The 25339-nt window shown below is 59.5% G+C and carries 27 protein-coding genes and 1 tRNA gene; 8 read left to right on the forward strand and 20 right to left on the reverse strand.

Going from position 1 to position 25339, the window contains the following annotated elements; all coding sequences use genetic code 11:
* Positions 1-101 precede the first annotated feature (101 nt).
* The 6 genes from BW686_RS10515 to BW686_RS10540 form a co-directional block, all read right to left on the reverse strand.
* Positions 102-716 carry a 50S ribosomal protein L25/general stress protein Ctc gene (locus tag BW686_RS10515; protein ID WP_084916266.1) on the reverse strand — a complete coding sequence of 205 codons (615 nt, stop codon included), beginning with the start codon at positions 714-716 and terminating at the stop codon, positions 102-104.
* Positions 717-854: 138 nt separating this feature from the next.
* The gene (locus BW686_RS10520) at positions 855-1796 is read right to left on the reverse strand and encodes a ribose-phosphate pyrophosphokinase (protein WP_003317125.1); all 942 of its coding nucleotides are present in this window, start codon (positions 1794-1796) and stop codon (positions 855-857) included.
* Between the two features lie 45 nt (positions 1797-1841).
* Positions 1842-1916, reverse strand: a tRNA-Gln gene (locus BW686_RS10525).
* 37 nt (positions 1917-1953) lie between these two features.
* On the reverse strand, positions 1954-2802 hold the full coding sequence (gene ispE / locus BW686_RS10530) for a 4-(cytidine 5'-diphospho)-2-C-methyl-D-erythritol kinase (protein WP_084916740.1): 849 nt from the start codon (positions 2800-2802) through the stop codon (positions 1954-1956).
* 2 nt (positions 2803-2804) lie between these two features.
* Positions 2805-3422, reverse strand: coding sequence for a lipoprotein insertase outer membrane protein LolB (lolB, locus tag BW686_RS10535; RefSeq protein WP_084916268.1), 618 nt, complete (start codon positions 3420-3422; stop codon positions 2805-2807).
* A 4-nt stretch (positions 3423-3426) separates the two neighbouring features.
* Positions 3427-5154: a tetratricopeptide repeat protein gene (locus BW686_RS10540; protein ID WP_084916271.1), complete on the reverse strand. Its 1728-nt coding sequence runs from the start codon at positions 5152-5154 to the stop codon at positions 3427-3429.
* Positions 5155-5380: 226 nt separating this feature from the next.
* Between BW686_RS10540 and hemA the strand changes: the two genes are divergently transcribed.
* The 6 genes from hemA to BW686_RS10570 all read left to right on the forward strand — a co-directional run bounded on the left by hemA (position 5381) and on the right by BW686_RS10570 (position 10781).
* Positions 5381-6658, forward strand: coding sequence for a glutamyl-tRNA reductase (hemA, locus tag BW686_RS10545; protein WP_005891147.1), 1278 nt, complete (start codon positions 5381-5383; stop codon positions 6656-6658).
* Positions 6655-7737 carry a peptide chain release factor 1 gene (gene prfA, locus BW686_RS10550; protein WP_084916274.1) on the forward strand — a complete coding sequence of 361 codons (1083 nt, stop codon included), beginning with the start codon at positions 6655-6657 and terminating at the stop codon, positions 7735-7737. Before hemA ends, prfA begins: the two co-directional genes overlap by 4 nt.
* Entirely contained in the window at positions 7738-8571 is an 834-nt protein-coding gene (gene prmC / locus BW686_RS10555) for a peptide chain release factor N(5)-glutamine methyltransferase (protein ID WP_084916276.1), read from the forward strand.
* Positions 8565-9335: a molybdopterin-synthase adenylyltransferase MoeB gene (locus BW686_RS10560; RefSeq protein WP_179149234.1), complete on the forward strand. Its 771-nt coding sequence runs from the start codon at positions 8565-8567 to the stop codon at positions 9333-9335. Before prmC ends, BW686_RS10560 begins: the two co-directional genes overlap by 7 nt.
* On the forward strand, positions 9328-10143 hold the full coding sequence (murI, locus tag BW686_RS10565; RefSeq protein ID WP_084916282.1) for a glutamate racemase: 816 nt from the start codon (positions 9328-9330) through the stop codon (positions 10141-10143). The genes BW686_RS10560 and murI overlap by 8 nt, the downstream gene beginning before the upstream one ends.
* Positions 10144-10262: 119 nt before the next feature.
* Complete coding sequence (locus BW686_RS10570; RefSeq protein WP_005891163.1) at positions 10263-10781, forward strand: acyloxyacyl hydrolase; 519 nt, start codon at positions 10263-10265, stop codon at positions 10779-10781.
* A 173-nt stretch (positions 10782-10954) separates the two neighbouring features.
* Here the strand turns inward: BW686_RS10570 and BW686_RS10580 are convergent, their stop codons facing one another.
* The 12 genes from BW686_RS10580 to BW686_RS10635 all read right to left on the reverse strand — a co-directional run bounded on the left by BW686_RS10580 (position 10955) and on the right by BW686_RS10635 (position 21021).
* Positions 10955-11323: a YkgJ family cysteine cluster protein gene (locus BW686_RS10580; protein ID WP_373271000.1), complete on the reverse strand. Its 369-nt coding sequence runs from the start codon at positions 11321-11323 to the stop codon at positions 10955-10957.
* Positions 11266-11787: a DUF2878 domain-containing protein gene (locus BW686_RS10585; RefSeq protein WP_084916285.1), complete on the reverse strand. Its 522-nt coding sequence runs from the start codon at positions 11785-11787 to the stop codon at positions 11266-11268. The genes BW686_RS10580 and BW686_RS10585 overlap by 58 nt, the downstream gene beginning before the upstream one ends.
* Positions 11780-13048, reverse strand: a complete 1269-nt coding sequence (locus BW686_RS10590) for an SAM-dependent methyltransferase (RefSeq protein WP_084916292.1) — start codon at positions 13046-13048, stop codon at positions 11780-11782. The genes BW686_RS10585 and BW686_RS10590 overlap by 8 nt, the downstream gene beginning before the upstream one ends.
* Complete coding sequence (locus BW686_RS10595; protein ID WP_084916294.1) at positions 13035-13835, reverse strand: DUF1365 domain-containing protein; 801 nt, start codon at positions 13833-13835, stop codon at positions 13035-13037. Before BW686_RS10595 ends, BW686_RS10590 begins: the two co-directional genes overlap by 14 nt.
* Positions 13832-15079, reverse strand: coding sequence for an NAD(P)/FAD-dependent oxidoreductase (locus BW686_RS10600; RefSeq protein WP_084916297.1), 1248 nt, complete (start codon positions 15077-15079; stop codon positions 13832-13834). The genes BW686_RS10595 and BW686_RS10600 overlap by 4 nt, the downstream gene beginning before the upstream one ends.
* Positions 15076-15864, reverse strand: coding sequence for an SDR family NAD(P)-dependent oxidoreductase (locus BW686_RS10605; RefSeq protein WP_084916299.1), 789 nt, complete (start codon positions 15862-15864; stop codon positions 15076-15078). The genes BW686_RS10600 and BW686_RS10605 overlap by 4 nt, the downstream gene beginning before the upstream one ends.
* Positions 15861-16283, reverse strand: coding sequence for a nuclear transport factor 2 family protein (locus BW686_RS10610; protein WP_084916301.1), 423 nt, complete (start codon positions 16281-16283; stop codon positions 15861-15863). The genes BW686_RS10605 and BW686_RS10610 overlap by 4 nt, the downstream gene beginning before the upstream one ends.
* The gene (phrB, locus tag BW686_RS10615; protein WP_084916304.1) at positions 16276-17724 is read right to left on the reverse strand and encodes a deoxyribodipyrimidine photo-lyase; all 1449 of its coding nucleotides are present in this window, start codon (positions 17722-17724) and stop codon (positions 16276-16278) included. The genes BW686_RS10610 and phrB overlap by 8 nt, the downstream gene beginning before the upstream one ends.
* Before the next feature lie 9 nt (positions 17725-17733).
* The gene (locus BW686_RS10620; RefSeq protein WP_084916307.1) at positions 17734-18642 is read right to left on the reverse strand and encodes a MerR family transcriptional regulator; all 909 of its coding nucleotides are present in this window, start codon (positions 18640-18642) and stop codon (positions 17734-17736) included.
* Positions 18643-18647: 5 nt separating this feature from the next.
* Positions 18648-19604, reverse strand: coding sequence for a YbgA family protein (locus BW686_RS10625; RefSeq protein ID WP_084916745.1), 957 nt, complete (start codon positions 19602-19604; stop codon positions 18648-18650).
* A gap of 218 nt (positions 19605-19822) precedes the next feature.
* The gene (locus tag BW686_RS10630; protein ID WP_084916310.1) at positions 19823-20038 is read right to left on the reverse strand and encodes a TIGR02450 family Trp-rich protein; all 216 of its coding nucleotides are present in this window, start codon (positions 20036-20038) and stop codon (positions 19823-19825) included.
* The gene (locus tag BW686_RS10635) at positions 20035-21021 is read right to left on the reverse strand and encodes an NAD(P)/FAD-dependent oxidoreductase (protein WP_084916312.1); all 987 of its coding nucleotides are present in this window, start codon (positions 21019-21021) and stop codon (positions 20035-20037) included. The genes BW686_RS10630 and BW686_RS10635 overlap by 4 nt, the downstream gene beginning before the upstream one ends.
* A 290-nt stretch (positions 21022-21311) precedes the next feature.
* On the opposite strand from BW686_RS10635, the gene BW686_RS10640 reads away from it, so the two are divergent.
* Together BW686_RS10640 and hemH are read left to right on the forward strand one after the other, a co-directional pair.
* Complete coding sequence (locus tag BW686_RS10640; RefSeq protein ID WP_084916315.1) at positions 21312-22214, forward strand: TIGR01777 family oxidoreductase; 903 nt, start codon at positions 21312-21314, stop codon at positions 22212-22214.
* Between the two features lie 23 nt (positions 22215-22237).
* Positions 22238-23260, forward strand: coding sequence for a ferrochelatase (gene hemH, locus BW686_RS10645; protein WP_084916318.1), 1023 nt, complete (start codon positions 22238-22240; stop codon positions 23258-23260).
* 101 nt (positions 23261-23361) lie between these two features.
* Here hemH and BW686_RS10650 read toward each other — a convergent pair whose 3' ends face one another.
* Together BW686_RS10650 and upp are read right to left on the reverse strand one after the other, a co-directional pair.
* On the reverse strand, positions 23362-24639 hold the full coding sequence (locus tag BW686_RS10650) for a uracil-xanthine permease family protein (RefSeq protein WP_084916321.1): 1278 nt from the start codon (positions 24637-24639) through the stop codon (positions 23362-23364).
* Between the two features lie 4 nt (positions 24640-24643).
* On the reverse strand, positions 24644-25282 hold the full coding sequence (gene upp, locus BW686_RS10655) for a uracil phosphoribosyltransferase (protein ID WP_084916324.1): 639 nt from the start codon (positions 25280-25282) through the stop codon (positions 24644-24646).
* Positions 25283-25339 lie beyond the last annotated feature (57 nt).

Here is a 25339-nt window from a genome sequence, read left to right on the forward strand (position 1 = left end):
CAGGCGAAAAGTGCTCATTTACCATGATGTAAACTCCGCGATCTCGCCCGCTTTGCCTGCTATCGCTCGCGGTGTTTCCTGAGCAACTCCGACGTTACCAATTACTCGGCAGCGCCTTCTTCACCTTCGCCTTCTTCTTCATCTTTGACGATGCGCGGTGCATGGACGTTGGCGATTGCCAGGTCATTACCGTGTGCCAAAGCAACGAACTCGACGCCTTTAGGTGCTTTCAGCTCGGACAGGTGAACGTTGTCACCGATTTCCAGCGTGCCCAGATCAACTTCGATGAACTCAGGCAGGTCTTTCGGCAGGCAGGTCACTTCCAGTTCAGTGGTAGTGTGCGAGATCTCGCCGCCTTTCTTGACCGGAGCTTCTTCGTTCAGGAAGTGGATCGGCACGATAGCGGTCAGTTTCTGACCGGCTACAACGCGCACGAAGTCGGCGTGCAGCACGTGGCCTTTGGCCGGGTGACGTTGCAGTGCCTTGATGATGACGTTTTGCTTCTTGCCACCAACGTTCAGCTCGATGATGTGGCTGTAAGCCGCGTCGTTTTCGAGCAGTTTGGCAACTTCTTTGGCCAGCATGCTGATGGACTCAGGGGCTTTGTCGCCACCGTAGACGACAGCTGGAACCAGGCTAGCGAGACGACGCAGGCGGCGGCTCGCACCTTTCCCCAGGTCGGAACGCTGTTCTGCATTCAGGGTAAATTCGTTCATGTTGTATCTCCAAATTAACCACATCCGCCGTTGCGTTTGCGACCAGCGCTCGGGCGGTATGGGCAAAAAAGCCCCGCCCTGACCGGATGTCAGGGCGGGGCGCTTTTCGTCAACGGAATGCAGGCTTAGGGAGAACCCTTAGCGGAACATTGCGCTGATCGATTCTTCGTTGCTGATGCGGCGAACCGCTTCGGCGACAACCGGGGCAATATCCAGTTGGCGGATACGACCACAGGCTTGAGCTGCGGCAGACAACGGGATGGTGTTGGTCACCACCAGTTCGTCCAGCACGGAATTTTCAATGTTTTCGATCGCCCGACCCGACAGCACAGGGTGTGTGCAGTAGGCAAATACCTTGGCAGCGCCATGCTCTTTCAAGGCTTTGGCCGCGTGGCACAGGGTGCCGGCGGTATCGACCATGTCATCAACCAGAATGCAGGTACGCCCTTCGACATCACCGATGATATGCATCACTTCGGAGTGATTGGCTTTCTCACGGCGTTTGTCGATGATACCGAGATCGACGCCCAGGGATTTGGCAACAGCACGTGCGCGCACGACGCCACCGATATCCGGGGAAACGATCATCAGGTTTTCAAAGCGCTGATCTTCGATGTCATCCACCAGAACGGGGGAGCCGTAGATGTTATCTACCGGGATATCGAAGAAGCCCTGGATCTGGTCAGCATGAAGATCAACCGTGAGGACACGGTCGATTCCCACCACGGTCAGCATATCTGCAACGACTTTTGCGCTGATAGCAACACGTGCGGAACGCGGACGGCGGTCCTGGCGAGCATAACCAAAGTAGGGAATCACAGCAGTGATTCGGGACGCTGAGGAGCGGCGGAAGGCATCAGCCATCACGACGAGTTCCATCAGGTTATCGTTCGTTGGTGCGCAGGTCGGCTGAATGATGAAGACGTCTTTACCGCGGACGTTTTCATTAATCTCAGTGCTGATTTCACCGTCGGAAAATTTTCCAACAGAAACATCACCCAGTGGGATATGCAGCTGACGTACTACACGCCGAGCGAGATCGGGGTTGGCATTCCCCGTAAAGACCATCATCTTGGACACGCGCAGTACCTAGAGGCTGAGGGTAACCTGGATGAGTATAGAAAATGGCAGGGGCGGCTGGATTCGAACCAACGCATGGCAGGATCAAAACCTGCTGCCTTACCGCTTGGCGACGCCCCTGTATTGAATCATTCGAGTGTTTTGCACTCGATTCCTGTTACAGAATCTGTAGCTTACGATGCAACATCGAAATGTTGCTTCCTTTCGCTACGAACCCCGTAAGGGTCTCTGCAAGAAGGGCCGAGACTTTATCAGCTTCAGCTTTGTTTGGGAAGGCCCCAAACACACAACTTCCAGTTCCGGTTAATTTTGCTTCGGTAAAATTACCTAACAAATTCAAAGCGTTACGTACTTCTGGGTAACGCCTCTCTACAACCGCTTTACAGTCATTTCGACTGTTTCCCTTGGGAACGGGGCGCACTTTAATGGGCGGCGTGTCGCGTGTCAACAACGGATCTGAAAAAATTTCTGCTGTACTTACAGCGACTTGCGGAACAAGCACCAAATACCAGGGTTCTTCCGGGTTTTCCGGGGTCAGGATTTCGCCGATACCTTCAGCAAACGCTGCGCGGCCGCGCACAAAAACCGGAACATCGGCGCCCAGTGTCAGGCCTAAAGCGGCGAGACGATCTTCATCCCAACCCAGCTGCCATAAGTGATTGAGGCCGAGCAACGTGGTGGCCGCGTCCGAGCTGCCGCCGCCGATGCCGCCGCCCATCGGCAGGCGTTTATCCAGCCAGATGTTCATGCCCAGCGTACAGCCCGATTGTTGCTGCAGCGCGCGGGCGGCTTTGACGATCAGGTTGCTGTCATGCGCAACGCCGGAGACGTCGGTCTGCAAGCGAATCTCGCCGTCCTCGCGAACGGCAAAACCCAGCTCGTCGCCGTAGTCCAGAAACTGAAACAGGGTTTGCAGCTCGTGGTAGCCGTCAGGACGGCGTCCCAGGATGTGCAGCATCAGGTTGAGTTTTGCCGGAGCAGGCAGAACCAGTTGTGGCGTGTGCATGCTCATTGCCCCAATTTGCGAGGCTGCCAGTCCTTGATGACCAGCGTGACATCGAGGTCCTGGCCGTGAAGCTTGACGCGCTCCGGCAGCCAGTAGCCGTTTTGCTCGACATAACTGAGGTATTCCACCTGCCAGCCGTCCTGATCGAGACTCGCCAGGCGGCTGTCGCCATCAAGCGTCACGCTGCTTTTGCTGTCAGGGGCGGGCAGGCCGCGTACCCACCAGACAAGGTGCGAGACCGGCAATTTCCAGCCCAGTTGATCCTGCAGAAGGGTCTCTGGCGTAGGCGCTTCATAGCGGCCCTGATTGGCCACTTCGAGCACGACAGCACCCGGCCTGCCGGTGAGGCGTGCAGCGCCTCTGCCCAGCGGGCCAGACAGGCGGATGTCGTAATAATCCTGCCGTTGCAGCCAGAACAGCGTGCCACTGCCGGAGTCCTTGGGTGCCCGGATGCCGACCTTGCCGTTGATCTGCCAGCCATCAAGGCTGCTCAGCTGTTGTTTATGTTCGCGCCATTGCGCAGGGTCGCCCTTGCCTTGGACAGATTCGCGGGAGGTGAGCCCGGCGCAGCCAGTGAGCAGGGCGATGAAGCTGAATACGATTACGTGGCGCAAAAACATGACGTTAAAGGTTCTCTGATCCGGTCAGGCGCCGCAAAGTGCTGCGCAGGACGGTGCTGTCGGGTTGTTGTTCCAGGGCCTTGGCCCACACTTTTCGGGCTTCGCGCTGTTCGCCTTTGGCCCACAATACTTCGCCCAGGTGCGCTGCCACTTCGTGATCCGGGAAGCGCTCGAGTGCCTGACGCAAGTAGCGCTCGGCATCGTCCAGGTTGCCCATGCGGTAATTCACCCAGCCGAGGCTGTCGAGAACAGCCGGGTCGTCGGGGCTGATCTGGTGCGCTTTCTCGATCAGTTGCCGGGCTTCGGCGTAGCGCGTGGTGCGGTCGGAAAGGGTATAGCCCAGCGCATTCAGCGCCATTGCGTTTTCTGGCTCGCGCTTGATGATGGTGCGCAGATCCTTTTCCATCTGCGCCAGGTCATTGCGCTTTTCAGCCAGCATGGCACGGGTATAGAGCAGGTTGACGTCGTCCGGGTATTGCTTGAGCGCCTGGCTCAGGACCTGCCAGCCGCGATCCAGTTGGTCGTTGCTGGTCAGGGTCTCGGCTTCGATCAGGTAAAGCTGTATCGCGTAGTCGGGCTCTTCGGCACGCGCTTCGGCCAGGCGCCTGGCGGCTTCGGCACCGTTGCCGTTACTGACCAGAATATCGGCCTGGCGCAACTGAGCGGCGAGGAAGTCCGGGCCGGGGCCGACCTGGGCGTATTCGTTGAGTGCGCTTTGCGGGTCTTCGCGTTCTTCGTGAATGCGGCCCAGGTTCAAATGCGCCGAATCCACGTGAGCGCCACGTGCGATCAACTCTTCCAGATAGCCCGCCGCCTCATCCCAGGCCTTGGCTTCAAGGCAGACCAGCGCCAGAGAGAAACGCAGCTCGTCATCATCGGGGTATTGCTGCAACAGGGCGGCAAACTGCACTTTGGCGTCTTCCATGCGGTTCTGCTCGACCAGCATGCGCGCGTACGTCAGGCGCAAACGCTTGTCGTCCGGGTATTTCTTGATGCTTTTTTCCAGCAGCGGGACCGCTTCCTTGCCTCGGTTCATGCTTTGCAGCAGGCGGGCATGGAGCAGAATCGGTGCGACTTCACCTTCTTTGGGCGGGTTGTCTTCCAGCAGTTTGAGCGACTGTTCGGAATCGCCATTCTGCTGGAGCAGCAGCGCCTTGCCGAAAATCAACTGGCTGTTATTCGGGTATTTGCCCAGCAGCCGGTCGAAACTCTTGAGCAGGCCGTTGCGAGTGTCCGAGTCGGTTTCAGCCGCAGACAGCGCCAGAAAATCGAAGTGTGTATCGCCCTGACCCTGCAGAACCCGCTCCATGTAAACCAAAGAGTCGTCGTAGCGACCGGCGCGCGCCAGTTGAATGGCTGCGGCGCGCTGTGCTTCGAGGTCGGTCGGCGCGTTTCTCGCCCAGATCAGCGCGGTTTCAAGCGCCGATTGATCGGCGCCCATGTACTCGGCGATCTGATACGCGCGCTCGGAGACTCCCGGGTCCTGGGTCTTGATCGCCTGGGTCACATAGTTATCCAGGGCGATGTCGAAACGGTTGCGCTGGCCAGCCAGCTCCGCGCTCAGCAGGCTGACCAGCGTGTCCTGAGTGAACGAGCCATAGACTTGCGGCTTGGGTTCAGGCGCTGGAGGTGCGTCTTTCTGGGCGGGCACGGGCTGCGACGAGGCGGGGGCCATAGACTGGCAGCCACCAAGAAAAGCAAGAGCAAGGAACAACGCGGAGGATCTATTCATATATAAGAAGGGCGGCTTACCTGCGGTGGGAGCATCATGACACAAGGCTGTCGGCAAAACCCACAGCCGTCGGAAAAACTGATGCAATGCTTGTGTTTGCGGCGTTGCGGACCCCAAACCAAGGTCTGCAACGAGCGATTGTAGTGGGACAATAATATGCGGTGGTTGTTCTGAGCTTATCGAAGTAGGACAATTACCGGCTTCACGTCACCACCTGCGACCCTGAATGGCCTTCCTTGCACTCGGCATCAACCATAAGACCGCCTCGGTCGACGTTCGCGAGCGCGTGGCATTTACCCCCGAGCAACTGGTTGAGGCGCTGCAGCAGCTCTGCCGCCTGACCGAAAGCCGCGAGGCGGCGATTCTGTCGACGTGCAACCGCAGCGAGCTGTATATCGAACATGATCACCTCGCGGCCGACAGCATCCTGGCCTGGCTCGCCGATTATCATCACCTCAGTCTCGAGGAGCTGCGCGCCAGCGCCTATGTCCACGAGGATGACGCGGCCGTGCGCCACATGATGCGCGTGGCATCAGGGCTGGACTCGCTGGTACTGGGCGAACCGCAGATTCTCGGTCAGATGAAGTCCGCGTACGCCGTTGCCCGCGAAGCCGGCACCGTCGGGCCGCTGCTGGGTCGCCTGTTTCAGGCCACGTTCAGCGCCGCCAAGCAAGTGCGCACCGACACCGCAATCGGTGAAAACCCGGTCTCGGTGGCTTTTGCTGCCGTCAGTCTGGCAAAACAGATTTTCAGTGACCTGCAACGCAGTCAGGCCTTGTTGATCGGTGCGGGCGAGACCATTACTCTGGTCGCCCGGCACCTGCATGACCTGGGCGTCAAGCGTATCGTGGTTGCCAACCGTACGCTGGAGCGTGCCAGCATGCTGGCCGCCGAGTTCGGTGCCCACGCCGTGCTGTTGTCGGACATACCGGCAGAGCTGGTTAACAGCGATATTGTGATCAGTTCGACGGCCAGCCAGTTGCCGATTCTGGGCAAAGGCGCTGTGGAAAGTGCGCTGAAACTGCGCAAGCACAAACCGATCTTCATGGTCGATATCGCCGTACCCCGGGATATCGAGCCTGAAGTGGGCGAGCTGGACGACGTTTACCTCTACAGCGTCGATGACCTGCACGAAGTGGTGGCAGAGAATCTCAAAAGTCGCCAGGGTGCAGCGCTGGCTGCCGAGCAACTGGTCAGCCTCGGCGCCGACGATTTCATGTCGCGCCTGCGCGAACTGGCGGCAGTCGATGTGTTGCGCGCCTATCGTCAGCAAAGCGAACGGCTGCGTGACGAAGAACTGAGCAAGGCACAACGGATGCTGGCCAACGGCAGCAATGCCGAGGATGTGCTGGTCCAGCTGGCGCGTGGCCTGACTAACAAATTGCTGCATGCGCCCAGCGTGCAACTCAAGAAGCTGTCTGCCGAAGGCCGCGTCGATGCGCTGGCTATGGCTCAGGAACTATTTGCCCTCGGTGAGGGCTCGACGGATAAAACCCCGCAATGAAAGCTTCACTGCTCAATAAGCTGGATGTCCTCAGCGACCGTTTCGAGGAACTGACCGCGCTGCTCGGCGACGCCGAAGTCATCAGCGATCAGACACGCTTTCGCGCCTATTCCCGTGAATACGCCGAAGTGGAGCCGGTCGTTGCGCTCTATAAACAGCTGATCAAGGTGCAAGGCGATCTTGAAGGGGCGCAGGCTCTGCTGAAGGACAGCGACCCCGACATGCGTGAAATGGCTGTCGAGGAAGTCCGCGAGACCAAACAGCAGCTGGTCGATCTGGAGGCGCAGCTACAACGCATGCTGTTGCCCAAGGACCCGAATGACGGTCGTAACGTGTTCCTCGAAATTCGCGCCGGCACCGGCGGCGACGAGGCCGCGATTTTCTCCGGCGACCTGTTCCGCATGTATTCGCGCTACGCCGAGCGACGTGGCTGGCGGGTTGAAATATTGTCCGAAAACGAAGGCGAGCATGGCGGTTACAAAGAAGTCATTGCCCGGGTCGAAGGCGAAAGTGTCTACGGCAAGCTGAAATTCGAGTCCGGCGCACACCGTGTACAGCGCGTGCCGGAGACCGAATCCCAAGGCCGCATTCACACGTCGGCCTGCACCGTAGCGGTGTTGCCCGAGCCCGATGAGCAACAGGCTATCGAGATCAACCCGGCTGACCTGCGCGTCGACACCTACCGTTCTTCAGGTGCCGGTGGCCAGCACGTCAACAAAACCGACTCGGCCATCCGCATTACCCACTTGCCGTCGGGTATTGTCGTCGAGTGTCAGGAAGAGCGCTCGCAGCACAAGAACAGAGCCCGGGCGATGTCCTGGTTGTCTGCCAAGCTGAATGATCAGCAGACCAGCGCGGCGGCCAATGCCATCGCCAGCGAGCGCAAGCTGCTGGTGGGGTCCGGTGATCGTTCGGAGCGCATACGGACCTACAATTTTCCTCAGGGGCGCGTAACGGATCACCGCGTCAATCTGACCCTGTACTCGCTGGATGAAGTTCTGGCGGGCGGGGTCGATGCAGTGATAGAGCCGCTACTCGCTGAATATCAGGCTGACCAACTTGCGGCATTGGGTGAGTAAATGACCATTATCGCCAGTTTGTTGAGAAGCACCGAGCTTCCCGAATCACCGACTGCACGGCTCGATATCGAGTTGTTGCTTGCGGCTGCCCTGGGCAAGCCGCGCAGTTTTCTGCACACATGGCCCGAGCGCATTGTCAGCACCGAAGCGGCACTGGCGTTTGCGGGTTACCTGGCGCGGCGACGCGCAGGTGAGCCGGTGGCGTACATTCTCGGTCAGCAAGGGTTCTGGAAGCTTGATCTGGAAGTCGCGCCGCACACCTTGATCCCGCGCCCCGAGACTGAAATGCTGGTCGAAGCGGCATTGGAGCTGGTGCCTGCCTTTGCCCCTGCGCAGGTTCTGGATCTGGGCACCGGCACTGGCGCGATTGCGCTTGCCCTGGCCAACGAGCGTCAGCACTGGAAGGTCACGGCGGTTGATCGCGTGCCTGATGCGGTCGCGCTGGCCGAACGCAATCGCAAGCGGTTGCAACTGGACAACGCCGAAGTGCTCGACAGCCATTGGTTCAGCGCGCTGGAAGGGCGGCAGTTCGATTTGATCATCAGTAACCCGCCGTACATTGCCGATGCTGACCCGCATCTGGCCGCCGGTGATGTGCGTTTCGAACCCAGCAGTGCGCTGGTGTCCGGTTCCGACGGGCTCGATGACTTGCGTGAGATCATCAAACAGGCCCCGGCGCATCTCAATGCGGACGGCTGGTTGCTGCTGGAGCACGGCTACGACCAGGGTCCTGCGGTGCGCGAATTGCTGATTCGTGAGGGCTTCGAGCGCATCCAGACCCGCCGTGATCTGGGCGAGCACGAGCGCATCACATTCGGCTGCAAGCCGTGCTGAGTGATCAGGAGCTGCTGCGCTATAGCCGGCAGATTCTATTGCAGCCTGTTGATATCGACGGTCAGTTGCGGCTCAAACACAGTCGCGCGCTGATCGTGGGGGTCGGCGGACTTGGTTCGCCGGTCGCCCTCTATCTGGCTGCGGCAGGCGTGGGTGAGCTGCATCTGGCAGACTACGACCATGTCGACCTGACGAACCTGCAACGCCAGATCATTCATGACACTCAGAGCATCGGGCTGGCCAAGGTTGATTCGGCCCTGGCGCGGCTCGCTGCGATCAACCCGGAAATAAAACTGATTGCTCATCGTGCGGCGCTTGATGTCGATTCATTGAGTGTGGCGGTGCAGGCAGTCGATCTGGTGCTCGACTGTTCGGATAATTTCGCCACCCGCGAAGCGGTCAATGCCGCCTGCTTCGCGGCGGGCAAGCCGCTGGTCAGCGGCGCAGCGATTCGGCTGGAAGGTCAGTTATCGGTGTTTGACCCGCGTCGCGCCGAAAGCCCCTGTTATCACTGCCTGTATGGCCACGGCAGCGAAGCGGAACTGACCTGCAGCGAAGCGGGCGTGATCGGGCCGCTGGTGGGCCTGGTGGGCAGTCTGCAGGCGCTTGAAGCCCTGAAACTGCTGGCCGGGTTTGGCGAGCCTATGGTCGGGCGGCTGCTGCTGATCGATGCCCTCACCAGCCGTTTTCGTGAGTTGAAAGTCAGGCGTGATCCGGCCTGTGCCGTGTGCGGTCCAGCGAGCGGGCAGGGCGAGCATGCCTGACATTTCGGTGAGCAAGGGTTGCGATGCGCCGGTAGGCATTTTCGATTCCGGCGTCGGCGGTTTGTCGGTGCTCAATGAAATCCGCCTGGCGTTGCCCGACGAGTCGCTGCTGTATGTGGCGGATTGCGGGCATATTCCCTACGGTGAGAAAACCCCTGAATTCATCATAGAGCGCTGCCTGACGATTGCCGGTTTTTTCCGCGAGCAAGGTGCCAAGGCGTTGGTCGTGGCCTGCAATACCGCAACGGCTGCAGGCGTCGCGCACCTGCGTCAACGTTACCCGGACTGGCCGATTGTGGGCATGGAGCCAGCGGTCAAACCTGCTGCCGAGGCCACGCGCAGCGGCGTGGTGGGCGTGCTGGCAACGACGGGGACCCTGCAAAGCGCCCGGTTCGCCGCCTTGCTGGACCGGTTTGCCAGTGACGTACGCGTGGTGACGCAGCCGTGCCCCGGTCTGGTCGAACTGATCGAAACCGGCGATCTGGTCAGCCCGCAGATTCGCCAATTGTTGCAGCACTACGTAGAGCCGTTGCTGGCAGCGCAGTGCGACACGATCATTCTGGGCTGCACGCACTATCCCTTTCTCAAGCCTTTGTTGCGGGACATGCTGCCCGAGTCGGTCACTCTGATTGACACCGGGGCCGCCGTAGCGCGGCAGTTACAGCGACTTTTGTCTCGCTCCGCGCTGCTGGCCAGCGGCCCTGCGCGCGACACCTTGTATTGGTCTAGTGACATACCGGACAATTTCAGAAAAATCCTACCTTTTCTGTCGCAAGACTCCTGCAATGTGAGAAGCTTCCGTTTGTAAAAAAAACGTGAAAAAAAGCGTTTGGGGGCTGAACTAACCTCGTCTCGCTGGCTTCTATACGTGCGACTGAACGAATTCCAACACTTTCTTACAACTTCATACAATTTAGGACGTTTCTCATGAAGAGACTCTTTTGCCTGGCCGTGCTCTCGGCCCTTATGGCAGGCCAGGCTTCACTGGCGCAGGCCGACGGCGTTGAATTTTCGGTTGGGCAGACCGGCGAGTCCACTATGGCTTATCGCCTGGGTGTGCAATTCGACTGGGACAAGACCTGGTTGCAAAGCGACATTGGCCGTCTGACCGGTTACTGGGACGGCGCTTACACGTACTGGGATGGCAAGGACTACAAGGATAACCACAGCCTGTCGTTCTCCCCGGTTCTGGTTTATGAATTCGGCAACGGCAACGTCAAGCCTTACGTAGAAGCCGGTATCGGCGTCTCGGTGTTTTCGAACACGCAGGTTGAAGATCGCAAGTTCGGTTCAGCGTTCAACTTCGAAGACCGTATCGGTTTCGGTCTGCGCTTCGCAGGCGGACACGAAGTCGGCATTCGTGCCACTCACTATTCCAACGCCGGTATCAAAGAGCCGAACGACGGTATAGAAAGCTACGCACTGCACTACAAGATGCCGTTCTGATACAGCCAGTTGAGTCTCGTGCCAATGCTCCGCGTTGGCATGCATTTCGTGATGCTCCGCGTCACATTTCTGCGCTGCACCGCACGCTCAAAGTCGCGCGCAGCGCGTCCTGAAATGCATCCCCACGCAGCGCGTGGGGACGACAGTGACGAGCGTCAAGCCAGCAACACTGATCAAAGATAAGCCGTCGCAATCCCTTTGCGTTCATTCAGGCAATCTTCCGCCCCCGCTTCGAATTCGCGACAAATCAACGGCCGACGTTCGTAGATGGTACACATCATGGTGTTGCGATCCAGTGCGGCGCACCATCCGTCGTCCAGCCGTAACATGACTTCGCCACCCCATTCATCGTTATCGATATAACGTTCAGGCACACCGGTGTCGGTGATGAGCATCACTTCCAGTTGGCAGCAACAGGCCGCGCAGGTCGAGCAGGTGACTTCCGTTTCGCCGGGAATCTCTGCGAGCGGAATAAGCGTGGCGTTCAGGGCGTGTCTCCCGAGTGTCTGGCTGAAGGGCGGGTCGTACGGGCGGCCAGCCATTGAAGCAGGGGGAACACACCCGCCCAGACCAGCGCCAGCACTGTCATGCTCGGCCACATCCCGAGGGGAAGGTGGACTTGCGCCAGTTGCGAGCCGGCATAGTACGACATCGGGCCGCCAATAGCGCCCAGCACGGCGGCTCGCCACCGGGGCTTGGCGGTCCACGCCAGGCAATGATTGAGCGTGGTGCCCATGACGGCCCACAACACGGCCAGCCACAGGGGGAGCAGATAACCCTCGACGCCGAAGTCGAAAACCCCGAGCGCCATCAGCGCACTGTCGATCACGACGCCGACCAGCGTCACGGCCAGGATCAGTCGCCCTTCGGCGGCCCACGAGCTGGTCCACAGAACATGCACGGCCAGTACGCCTACGGCAATCAACAGCCAGTAGCTGTTGCCGCCCAGTACGCAGGCAAACCAGCCAACCTGGAACAACAGCGCATTGGCGAGTGTTTTAAGCATTGAAGCGACCCAGCAGTGGTTCGCGCAGTGCCTCCGGTTTGGCCAGCAACAATTGCGCGGTGCCGATCGTTCGCTCCAGAAAGCCACCCTCGCAATAACACAGGTAGAACTCCCAGAGGCGCAGGAAGTATTCGTCGTAACCCAGTTCGGTCAGTTTGCCGTGCGCGTGTTTGAAGTTGTCGTGCCACAGGCGCAACGTGCGCGCGTAGTGCAGGCCGAAGTCTTCCATGTGCAACAGGTTCATGTCGGTGTCGCTGCCGACGATGTCGAGCATCTTCGCCACCGAAGGCAGGGCGCCACCGGGGAAGATATAGCGCTGAATGAAGTCCACGTTACGTTTGGCCTGCGCGTAACGCTGCTCGCGAATGGTGATCGCCTGCAGCAACATCATGCCGTTGCTCTTGAGCAGGTTCGCACACTGTTTGAAGTAGGTCGGCAGAAAACGATGACCGACCGCTTCGATCATTTCGATGGACACCAGCTTGTCGTATTCACCGGTCAGGTCGCGGTAGTCGGTCAGCAGCAGCGTGACGCGATCCTGCAAGCCCAGCTTGATCAACTGTTGCTCGGTGTAAGCGAACTGTTCCCTGGACAGCGTCGTGGTGGTCACACGGCAGCCATAATGCTGCGCCGCGTAAATGGCCATGCTGCCCCAGCCGGTGCCGATTTCCAGCAAGTGATCGTCGGGTTTCAGGGCCAGCTTCTGGCAGATGCGCTCCAGCTTGTTCAACTGGGCCTGTTCCAGCGTGTCGTTGTCGTCGAGAAACTGCGCTGCCGAATACATCATCGTCGGGTCGAGAAACTGCTCGAACAACGTGTTGCCCAGGTCGTAATGGGCCGCAATATTCTTCTGTGAGCCTTTGCGGGTGTTGCGATTGAGCCAGTGCAGCCCGTGAATCAGTGGCCGGGCCAGACGCGCCATGCCGCCTTCCATCGCATCCAGCACATCGAGATTGCTGACGAACACCCGAACCACAGCGGTGAGGTCCGGCGTGGTCCAGTAGCCGTGGATAAAGGCCTCACCTGCGCCGATGGAGCCGGTGCTGGCGATCATGCCCCAGGCCGCGGAATCCAGAATATGCACTTCGGCCTGAATCAGCGCGCCCGTCTTGCCGAACACATGGCGCTCACCCCGTTCAATGACCACCAACTGGCCATTGCGCAGGCTGGCGAGCTGACGTAACACGCCGCGTCGCAGAATGTTTGCCGTCAGACCATTGGTACCCAGATTGGCAGAAAAACTACTGCTACTGCTTTTCATGGCGTTGATCCTTGGATTGCGCGGCGGCTGCACGGTATTCGCCGTCGGCGGCCTGATGAGAAAAAATGGGAATGCGCTTTACGAGCAAGCGCATCGCCTGCCAATAAATCGCCAGACAGGTTTTTGCAGTCATCCACGGATACGTGATCAGGTAGCGGTGCAGCGTCTGGCGGCTGAGGTTCTCGCGTGTGAGGTTGAGCGTCGCGTCGAACATCTTCAGCTCGCCTTGCCAGTCAGCCATGTGGACACCGATCCGCTCGGCGGGCTGGCTGAAACTCATGCGGTATTCGAGATCTCGCGGCAGGAACGGGGACACATGAAAGGCTTTGGCCACGGCAAAGTATTGATGGCCGGTTTCATTGGCAGGCAGGACGTAACTGTAGCGCTCGCCCCAGGGCGTGTTGGTGACTTCGCACAGAATCGCCGCCAGCGTCCCGTCCGCCTCGTGGCAGTAGAAGAAACTGACCGGGTTGAATGACAGGCCCCAACTGCGCGCCTGAGTCAGCAGGCAGACACGACCCGACGGCGTGCGTCCCAACGCGTTGCCGACCCGCTCGCGCACGGCGTCTATCAGCGGCGTGCCCTTCCCGGTCAGTTCTGGCAGGTAGTCGCGTTCCCGAAACGAGAACGGCGCGAAGCGCTTGCGCCCCGCCAGCGGTGAAAGCCCCAGCACGGTGTCCTGTTCGTCCAGATCCAGATAGAGCAGACCTATCCGGTAGGTAAACTCATGGGAGCGGGGCGAAAACCGCCGGTGGCTGATCCAGCCACTGTAGAGCGCGCTGTTCACAGCGATTCACCAAAGGCTTCGGCCACTCGCAACCCGCTGACCACGCCGTCTTCATGAAAACCGTTTGCCCAATAAGCGCCGCAATACCAGGTGTGGCTGACGCCGCTGATGTCCTGCCAGCGCGCCTGTGCCGCGATGGCCTCAAGGCTGTATTGCGGGTGCGCGTACTGATAGCGGCCGAGTATTTTTGTCGGGTCGATGGCCGCCGTCTGGTTCAGGCTGACGCAGAACGTGGTATCGCTCTCGATGCCTTGCAGGATGTTCATGTCATACGTGACAGCCGCCAACTGCTGTTCGCCGCCGCCAAGACGGTAATTCCAGCTGGCCCAGGCCAGGCGACGGTCTGGCAACAGGCGGGTATCGGTGTGCAGCACCACATCGTTCTCGGCATAGCGCAAGGCGCCGAGAATCGACTGTTCGGCGCTGGACGGATCACTCAGCAGGGCCAGCGCCTGATCGCTGTGGCAGGCGAACACCACCTTGTCGAAACGCTCGCTGCCTTGGGCGCTGTGTACGGTCACCCCGTCACTGTCGCGCTCTACGCGACTGACCGGGCATGACAGGCGGATACGGTCCCGGAAGGATGCCGTCAGCGGTTCGATATAGCTACGGGACCCGCCTTCGATCACGCACCACTGCGGTCGGTGTGTCACCGACAGCAAACCGTGGTTTTTGAAGAAGCGCACGAAGAATTGCAGCGGGAAACCGAGCATGTCAGCCAGTGACATTGACCAGATCGCGGCGCCCATCGGCACGATGTAATGATCGATGAAGCGCTGGCCGTAGCCGCCGTTCTTCAGGTAATCGCCCAGTGTGGTGTCTGCCGCAATGCGCTGGTTTTCAAGGTCGTCTACCGATTGACGGTTGAAACGCAGAATGTCGCGCAGCATGCCCCAGAACCGTGGCGACAACAGGTTGCTGCGCTGGGCAAACAGGCTGTTGAGGTTGTTGCCGTTATATTCCACACCCGTGCGCGGATCGTGGACAGAGAAACTCATTTCGGCGGGCTTGAAACCGACGCCCAATTGCCCGAGCAGGCGAATGAAGTTCGGGTAGGTCCAGTCGTTGAAGACAATGAAACCGGTGTCGATGGCATAGGAGCGGCTTTCGACCTGCACGTCGACCGTGTGGGTGTGCCCGCCAATCCAGTCGGAAGACTCGAACACCGTCACTTCGTGAGCGCGATTGAGCAGGTAGGCACTGGTCAACCCGGCGATGCCGCTGCCGATGACTGCGATTTTCATTGAGTGTCCTTATGGCCTGTCTCGCTGCGGGCCATGCGTTTGCCGAGGGCGAATCTGAGACGCGCCGGAAGCAGGGCCAGCAGTTTCATGCTGAGGATGAACGCCATGGGAAAGTCGATTTCAAGCGGTCGCCGTCCGCGCTTGAGGCGGTCGGCGATGTACCTGGCCGCTTTATTGACCGGCCAGCGCATAGGCATCGGGAAATCGTTTTTTTGCGTCAGCGGAGTGTCGACAAAGCCAGGGCTGACAATCGTGACGTCGATATTTTCACTGGCCAGATCGATGCGCAACGCTTCGTACAAGTAGCGCAGGCCGGCCTTTGAAGCGCCGTAGGCTTCGGCCCGCGGCAGCGCGAGGAACGTGACCGCGCTGGCGACACCCACCAGATGGGGCTGGTTGCCCTTGCGCAACAGAGGCAGCGCCTCCTCAATGCAATAACTGCTGGCGAGCAGGTTGGTGCGCACGACGCGCTCGACCATCGCGGCCTCGAAATGACGGGCGTCGATGTATTCGCACGTGCCGGCATTGAAAATCGCCGTATCCAGCGCGCCCCATTCCTGAGTGATACGGTCGGCCATCGCCTTCACTTGCAAACCGTCGGTGATGTCGCCAGTGACCAGCAAGACCTGCTGTGGATAGACCGTCGCCAGATTCTGTAAAGGCTCCAGCGTTCTTGCCGTCAATGCCAGTCGATGCCCGGCGTCGAGCAATTCCTTGGCCAGCGCCAGCCCTATGCCGCTGCTTGCGCCAGTCAACCAGATGCGTCGTGCAACAGAAGTGCTCATCCCAACCTCTTCTTCAACCAATTGATCACTCGGCCCATCACGGGAAGGTGTTCGTAGAGCAATGCGCCAGCATCGAAGTAGTCGCGATGGCGGTAGACCTTGTCGCGCCATTTCAGGTGCGAACAGCCCTCGACCTTTATCGTTCTGCCACCGGCCAGTCGCGGGTGCGAATAGCTCATGGTCCAGACCAGGTAGCCCTCTCCCGGGCGGACTTCATCGAACGCATGGAAGTCGAAATTCAGGTCATGGACGTTGGCATACAACTGGGCGAAATAACGCTGCATCGCGTCAAGGCCATGAATATCGTGCATCGGGTCGCTGAATGACACGTCCTCGCTGTAAAGCTCGGCCACCCGCTCAAGGTTGTCCTTGTTCAGGGCGGCAAAGCCTTGGGCGAAGCTATGCAGGAACTCAGCCATTGTCGGGACCCGAAGCGGGCTGGCGGGCCGGGAGTGCCTTGAAGGCGGCCAGGGCGCGGGCGCGACTTTTGCTCAGATCGACGATGGGCTTAGGGTAGTCGGCAACGCCAAACAAGCCACCGATGGAGGCGGGGTCGTGGATCTGTTTTTTGTTCAGATCGGCCAGTTCCGGCAACCAGCGTTTGATGAATACGCCCTCAGGGTCGAACCTTTCCGATTGCGACAACGGATTGAAGATACGGAAATACGGGGCCGAGTCGGTGCCTGTGGATGAACTCCACTGCCAGCCGCCGTTGTTCGAGGCCAGATCGCCGTCGATCAGGTGGCGCATGAAGAAGCGCTCGCCTTCGCGCCAGTCGATCAGCAGGTTTTTAGTGAGAAACATCGCAACGACCATCCTTAGCCGATTGTGCATCCATCCGGTGTCCAGCAACTGACGCATCGCAGCATCAATGATCGGCAGCCCGGTACGTGCTTCCTGCCAGGCCAGCAGTTCGTCGGGGGCGTCGCGCCATTTGAGTGCTTCGGTTTCCGGCCTGAAGGCGCGATGACGAGACACTCGCGGATAACCCACCAGCGTGTGTTTATAGAACTCCCGCCAGAGTAGCTCGTTGATCCAGGTCACGGTGCCGACATCGCCGGTTTCAAACTCACCCTGATTGCTGGCCAGCGCGGCGTGCAGGCACTGACGTGGCGAAATCACCCCGGCCGCGAGATAGGCCGACAGCTGGCTGGTGCCTGGCTTGGCCGGGAAGTCGCGGTCGGTCTTGTAATAGCCGATCTGCTCGTCTGCGAAGGCTGCCATCCGGCGACTGGCTTCGGCTTCGCCTGCAGGCCACAGCTCACGCAGCGTTGTCGATGGCGGGGAAAAACCCTTCACCTGATCAGGAACCGTATCGCTGTTTATCGACAGCGGTTGCTGCGCTGAAGGCGCACGCACCAAGCGCGGCATGGCCTCGTGCAGGCGGGAATAGCAGACCTTCTTGAACTGGGTGAATACCTGAAAATAATTGCCGGTCTTGGTCAGAACGCTGCCCGGTTTGAACAACAGTTGGTCCAGGTACTGAGCGACGTGAATACCGGCTTTTTCCAGCGCCTGCTGTACGGCCTGATCACGACGGGTTTCGTGAATGCCGTATTCCTGATTGAGATGCACGCCCTCGACCTTGAACTGTTCGCACAGTGTCGACAGCACTTCAGGCGCCTGGTCCCAGGTGTCGGCTTCGCGAATCAGCAGCGGCACGTTCAGTTTGCCCAGCGCCTGTTGCAGTTCCACCAGGTTGCGCAGCCAGAAATCCACTTTGCAATCGGCGTCGTCATGGCTGCGCCACTGCGCTGGACTGAGCAGGTACACCGCCAGTGTCGGACCGCGTTCCATCGCTGCGGTCAGGGCCGTATTGTCGTGAACGCGCAGGTCGCTGCGTAGCCAAATCAGTTGCATGGGAAGTCCTTAGATAAGTCCGAGCCTGCCTAGCTCGATCTGAGCGCTGAGCGCGTCATGGGCGAGGGTCAGCCCCGTTATCTCGTCTGCATGTACGAGCAATTCGGCATGATGGATCTGCACCGTTGGTCCGCCGAGCACCACAGGGCAGGTGATGTTGGCCAGCAGCCGTGGCAGTTGGGCGATGTTCAGTGCCTTGCTGGAGTACAGCAGGATGCCGCGCGGCTTCAGGTATTCGGCGGCCAGTGCCAGTTCACCGACAGGCAGCGGCCAGTCGAACACTTCCACCGGGCAATCGGCGCTGCTCACGAGCCAGGCCGCGAGCCACAAATGGGGTTCGAGTGGCAGATCGGACTGGTTGACCAGCAACAACGGGCTGCCGCTGAGCTGGCGATTGTTGTGATAGATCCGCGCACCGAATTTGCTGCGCAGCCACGAGTAGAAAAAGGTGCGTTCCAGCCGTGCGCCGAACTTGCCTTGCCAGCGCTGTTCCAGTTCGGCCAGCAGTGGCAACAGCAGTTGTTCGCACAACGTGCGCGGCGGGTACAGCGCCATCGCCTGATTGAACACGTCATCGACACGGCGTTCGGCCAGTTCGCCGATTGCGATCAGCAGCGTCTGACGCAGGGCGTCCCAATCGTTGGTAGGGGGCAGGGCATCCTGAAGGTTGTCATCGATCAGGCCTTTGACCTGGCTGACGGACACGCCACGGTTCAGCCACGTCAGGATCTTCATGACCCTCTGGACGTGGTCGTCCGAATACAGTCGATGACCTTTGGCCGTGCGGTGCGGGACGATCAGGCCGTAACGCCGCTCCCAGGCACGCAAGGTGACCGCGTTGACGCCGGTCTGCCGTGCGACTTCCCGAATCGGCAGCCAGTCGCCCGGCAGCTCGGTGTCTGTTTCTGCTTCATTCATGAGTGTCAAATCGCATTTCGCAGGCTGAGGTTTTCCGGGTGAGGTTGCATGTACACCTGTAGCGCCACGTAGGGGTCAGGGTGTTGGCGAAAATGATGTTTGAGCAGGGTCAGCGGCACGATCAACGGCACGATGCCTTGATGGTATTGGCTGATCACCTGCTGGATTTCCTGCTTGTCCTCGCTGCTGATGGTCTGTTTGAGGTAGCCGCACAGGTGTTGCAGGACATTGGTGTGGGTGCTGCGGGTGGCGCACTTTTTCAGTGCTGACATCAGTTCGCTGAAGTAGAGCGGGGCGATGTCGTTTGGATCGCTGCGGCCCATACTGCCCAGCATCTTGCCCAGCGCCTTGTATTGCACCGGGTCATTGGCCATCAGTTGGTACTTGTAGCGTGAGTGAAATTCGGTCAGCGCCCGACGAGTGATGCCGTTTTTCAGCAATTGCTGCCAGGCGGCGTAGGCAAACACACGGGTCACGAAGTTTTCGCGCAGCACGGCGTCGTTGAGACGTCCGTCTTCCTCGACCGGCAGGTTGGGATGACGCTCGCAAAAAGCCTGCGCATAGATCCCACGACCGCCGCCATCGACCGGCGCACCGTTTTCACGGTAAACCTTGACCCGCTCAAGGCCGCAAGACGGGGATTTCTGCATGAAGATGTAACCACAGATATCGCCCAGCTCTTCGGCCATCTGTATGCCGTAATCCGCGAGGGCTTCGGTGACATCCAGTTCGCGGTTGACCGTGCCGAGCGCTTTGGGGTTCTCGGCATCGCCCACCAGCCTGATCGGCTCACGCGGGATGCCCATGCCGATAGCGACTTCAGGGCAGGCCTGAACAAAATCGAAGTACTTGCTTAGCGCCTGCGTACACAGATGAGATTCCTTGTGCCCGCCATTGAAACGAACCTCGGCGCCCATCAGGCAGGCACTGATGCCAAGTTTGGGTTTTTCCATTGCAGGCATGGGCATCGATCACCTCTACAGAAGACTTGTACAGATGAGTGGTTCTGTACAACTTGTCCTCATCATAGGGGGATAGGTATACAAGTCAAATTCTTTGTAGAGGGTTTTGAAGACTGCTTCCAACTGGCTGGAGCCAATGCCTCTGCGCTGGAATCGTCACGAACTGCATGCGGAGGCGGAGCATCGACACGATAATCATCTGAATCCACGCAAACCGGCTACTTCCAGCCCATCCGCCATGTATCCGCCTGTTGTAACACCTGCCACGGCATGCGCTCGCTGCGTTGGGTGAGTACGGCCTGCAACTCGATCTCCAGCACCGTGCCTTCTTCGTCCTTGAACAGCTCGGTCACCAGAAAGTGTTTTTCCCGGTTGACGGGTGTTGCCGCCGTCCATTTCGACAGCAGCAGTTTGCGCGGATTTATCTGATTCATTGCAGGTGTTCCAGCAGGCGTCGCGCGGCTTCCTGGCCACTCAGCCATGCACCTTCCACACGTCCCGAGAGGCACCAGTCGCCGCAGACATAAATGCCCAGATCGGCATCCGACAACGCGCCCCATTCATGTGAGCCGGCAGGGCGAGCGTAGAGCCAGCGATGCGCCAGGCTGAACACCGGGGCGGGCACCGTGCAGTCGATCAATTCCGCGAAAGCGCCGTGCAGGTGTTCGATGACCTGTTCTCGTGATGCGTCGAGGTTTTGCCTGCTCCATTGGCTGGTGGCGTGCAGAACCCAGGTGTCGAGGGTGTCGTCGCGTTCAGGTTTGCTGCGGTTGCGGGCCAGCCAGTCAAGCGGGCTGTCTTGTACGAAACAACCCTGCATCGGCGTTTGCAACGGCGCTTCGAACGCCAGCGCGACCGCCCAGGTCGGTTCCATTTTGACGCCTGCCACCACGCTTGCCAGCTTGGGAGCGGCAGCCAGCAACGCGGTGGTCTGAGGGGCCGGCGTTGCGATGATTACATGGCTGAACGGGCCGTGATTATTGCCCTCGGCGTCCAGCAGGCTCCAGTGTTCTTCTCCACGAAACACATCGGTGATACGGCACGAGAACGACACCGGCAAATCACCAAGCATGGCGCGGGTAATAGCGCTCATGCCCGGTTTGCCAACCCAGCGCACTTGTTCGTCAGGGGAGGGGCTGAGCCTGCCGCCGTGGAAGTTGTAGAGCAGGGGCGTCCACTCGGCGACATGACCCTGCGCTTGCCATTGCTTTACGGCAGCAGCAAAGCGCCGGTCACGGGCGGTGAAATACTGCGCACCCATGTCCAGCGAGCCGGCGTCACTGCGCTTGCTGGACATCCGGCCGCCACTGCCGCGGCTTTTGTCGAACAGGTGTACATGATGCCCGGCAGATGTCAGTGCCTGGGCGGCTGAAAGTCCGGCGATACCGGTACCGATGATTGCGATAGGGACAGTCATAGGGGCCTCGTTACCTTGTCTGTACAGACTACGCCGTAGTTAAAACCTGTACAATCTTCTTGTTTGGTATAAGTTGCAGTGGTTTTAGACGCTGCGCGTTGAGTCACATTGCACCCCGCGGGGTCGAACCGTTCAGTCAATCGGGCAGGCCTGCCGCCAAGGCTGCGATCCCTCCCGGTGTGGCCTATCTTTAGCTGACAGTGTCGTCATCCGGACGCGCGTCACGGGTAGCGTCATGGATAAAGATAAGACTACTCAATCGTCACGTACGCCACGCGAGGTTATCTGCCATGCACATATTGCTGACCGGTGGTACTGGTCTGATAGGACGGGCGCTCTGCCGTTTCTGGTCCGCTCAGGGGCACGAACTGACAGTGTGGAGCCGAAAGCCTGCTGACGTTGCCGAGTTGTGCGGTCCCTCGGTCCGGGGCATCGCCCGGTTTGATGAGCTGGGCGCTCAGCAGGTGGATGCAATCATCAACCTGGCGGGCGCGCCGATTGCTGATCGCCCCTGGACCCGCAAACGCCGTCTGCTGTTGTGGGAAAGTCGTATCGGCCTGACCGAGCAGTTGCTGACATGGCTGGGCACCCGCGCGCAAAAGCCGGCAGTGATGATTTCCGGTTCTGCCGTCGGGTGGTATGGCAACTGTGGCGAGCGCGAAATCGACGAAACCTCGCCGCCTGCCAAAGAAGACTTTGCCAGCCAGTTGTGCAACGCCTGGGAAGAAACCGCATTGCGTGCCGAGTCACAGGGCGTGCGTGTGGTGCTGATACGCACCGGTCTGGTGTTGTCGGATCGCGCCGGCTTCCTGCAACGCCTGTTGCCGCCTTTCAGGTTCGGCATGGGCGGGCCTATCGGCAACGGCAGGCAGTGGATGCCGTGGGTTCACATCGATGATCAAATTGCGGCGATCGATTTTCTGTTGAATCTGAATGAAGCAAAAGGTCCCTATAATGTGTGTGCGCCATCACCGGTGCGCAATCATCAGTTTGCCAAGACACTGGCCGGTATTCTGCACCGACCCGCGTTCATGCCCATGCCTGCGCTGGCCCTGAAAGTATTGCTGGGTGAGCTTTCGGTATTGCTCCTCGGCGGTCAACGCGCCCGGCCGGAGCGTTTGCAGGAAGCCGGTTTCACGTTTAGATACACCGAACTCGACACTGCCCTGCAGGAATTGCTGGGCCGCCACTGAAAGCCTTTGAAATAGGATGTTGCATGACCGATCACGCTTTGTTGCTGGTCAATCTGGGTTCGCCTGCTTCTACTCAAGTGGCCGACGTGCGCAGTTATTTGAACCAGTTCCTGATGGACCCGTATGTGATCGACCTGCCGTGGCCTGTGCGCAGGCTGCTGGTGTCGCTGATTCTGGTCAAGCGGCCGGAGCAATCGGCACATGCCTATGCCTCCATCTGGTGGGACGAAGGCTCGCCGCTGGTGGTGTTGAGCAAGCGTTTGCAGGCGGCGATGAAAAAAGAATGGTCGCACGGGCCGGTCGAGCTGGCGATGCGTTACGGCGAGCCGTCCATTGAAACCGTGCTGACGCGTTTGTCAGAGCAAGGCTTCAAGAAAGTGACGCTTGCTCCGCTTTACCCGCAGTTCGCTGACAGCACCGTGACCACTGTTATCGAAGAAGCCAAGCGTGTGGTGCGTGCCAAATCGCTGAAGGTGCAGTTCTCGGTGTTGCAACCGTTCTACGACCAGCCCGAATACCTGAGTGCGCTGGTAGAAAGTGTACGTCCGCATCTGGAGCAGGCTTACGACCATCTGTTGCTGAGTTTTCACGGCTTGCCTGAGCGGCACCTGCACAAGCTCGACCCGACCGGCAAGCACTGCCTGAAGGACGATTGCTGCATGACCGCGCCTGCCGAGGTGCTCGCCACCTGCTACCGCGCGCAGTGCATACAGTCGGCTGCGGCGTTCGCCAAACGCATGGGCATTCCCGATGGCAAATGGTCGGTGTCGTTCCAGTCACGTCTCGGACGCGCCAAGTGGATCGAACCCTACACTGAAGCGCACCTCGACGAGCTGGCGGCGCAAGGCGTGAAAAAGCTGCTGGTCATGTGCCCGGCCTTTGTGGCTGATTGCATCGAGACGCTGGAAGAGATCGGCGACCGTGGTGCCGAGCAGTTCAAGGAAGCGGGCGGCGAGGAACTGATACTGATTCCCTGCCTGAACGACGACCCGAACTGGGCGAAAGAGCTGAACCGACTGTGCGAGCGCGCGCCGTTGATGCTGTAACACGCCGCACATCCGGCGCGGACGCAGAGCGTCCGGAACGGCATGCCTAAACGGAGCGGAGGCACGAGAACCGACACTTCTCGTTCCTCACGCACCCGTCATCACAGCAACTGATCATCCGGCTTGTTGTTTTTCCAGCTGTCGTGCCCCGGCAGGATCAGGTTCAGGATGATCGCGGTGATGGCGCACAGGGCAATGCCTTTCAGGCCGAAATCGTTCGGGCCGTTGCCGGTGCCGATCAGCACGCCGCCGATGCCGAATACCAGCGTCACCGAAACAATCACCAGATTGCGTGCCTCGGCCAGGTCGATCTTGTGGCGGATCAGCGTGTTCATGCCCACCGCAGCGATCGAACCGAACAGCAGGCACAGAATGCCGCCCATCACCGGCACCGGAATGCTTTGCAGCAGCGCGCCGAACTTGCCGATAAAGGCCAGGGTGATTGCGAAGAACGACGCCCAGATCATGATTTGCGGGTTGTAGTTCTTGGTCAGCATCACGGCGCCCGTCACTTCGGCGTACGTGGTGTTGGGCGGGCCGCCGAACAGGCCGGCAACCGTGGTGGCAACGCCGTCACCGAACAGCGTGCGATGCAGGCCCGGTTTTTTCAGGTAATCGCGCCCGGTCACGCTACCGACCGCAATCACGCCGCCAATGTGTTCGATGGCCGGGGCCAGTGCCACCGGGACGATGAACAGAATCGCCTGCCAGTTGAATTCAGGTGCGGTGAAGTGCGGCAGGGCCAGCCAGGCCGCGTCGGCAATCTTCTTTGTGTCGACCACGCCGAAGTAGAACGACAGCGCGAAACCCACCAGCACGCCGGAGATGATCGGCACCAGACGGAAAATGCCTTTGCCGAACACCGCCACGATCAACGTCGTCAGCAGTGCAGGCATCGAAATCAGCATGGCGGTCTGGTACGGAATCAGCACGACGCCATCCCCGGTCTTGCCCATCGCCATGTTGGCCGCAATCGGCGCCATCGCCAGACCGATCGAAATGATCACCGGCCCGATGACCACGGGCGGCAGCAGTCGGTCGATGAACCCGGTGCCTTTGATTTTGACCGCCAGGCCCAGAAACGTATAAACAAAGCCTGCCGCCATGACGCCGCCCATGGTCGCCGCCAGACCGAACTGGCCCTTGGCGAGGATGATCGGGGTGATGAACGCGAAGCTCGATGCCAGGAAGACCGGCACCTGACGTCCTGTGACGATCTGAAACAACAGCGTGCCCAGACCCGCCGTGAACAGCGCCACGTTAGGATCAAGCCCGGTAATCAGCGGCATCAGCACCAGCGCGCCGAATGCCACGAACAGCATTTGCGCCCCGGAAAGGATCGTGCGCCACAGTGGATCGTTGAACTCCTGCTGCGTCATCGGGTTACGCGTCCTTCTGTTTGGTGCCGAAAATCTTGTCACCGGCATCGCCCAGGCCCGGAATGATATAGCCGTGTTCGTTAAGGCGTTCATCGATAGACGCGGTGTAGATCATCACGTCCGGGTGGGCCTTTTCTACCACCGCAATGCCTTCCGGCGCAGCGACCAGCACCATCGCACGGATTTCCTTGCAACCGGCCTTCTTGAGCAGGTCAATGGTCGCAACCATCGAGCTGCCCGTGGCCAGCATCGGGTCGATGATCATGGCCAGACGCTCGTCGATTTCCGGCACCAGTTTTTCCAGGTATGTATGGGCCTGCAGGGTTTCTTCGTTGCGGGCAACGCCCACCGCGCTGACCTTGGCGCCCGGAATCAGGCTGAGTACGCCATCGAGCATGCCGATGCCTGCACGCAAGATGGGCACGACAGTGATTTTCTTGCCGGCGATTTTCTCGACCGATACCGTACCGGCCCAGCCCTGAATATCGTAGTTTTCAAGGGTAAGGTCGGCCGTTGCTTCATAAGTAAGCAACGCGCCCACTTCCTGAGCCAGCTCACGGAAATTCTTGGTGCTGATGTCGGCGCGGCGCATTAGGCCGAGCTTGTGGCGGATCAGCGGGTGACGGATTTCACGAATGGGCATGGGGAAAAGCTCCAGCGGGGCAAAAAATCGGTCTAGATTAATCTATTCAGCTGTTAC

Origin of the sequence: Pseudomonas syringae, from assembly GCF_002157375.1 — a bacterium.
GTDB classification, from domain to species: Bacteria; Pseudomonadota; Gammaproteobacteria; order Pseudomonadales; family Pseudomonadaceae; genus Aquipseudomonas; species Aquipseudomonas syringae_T.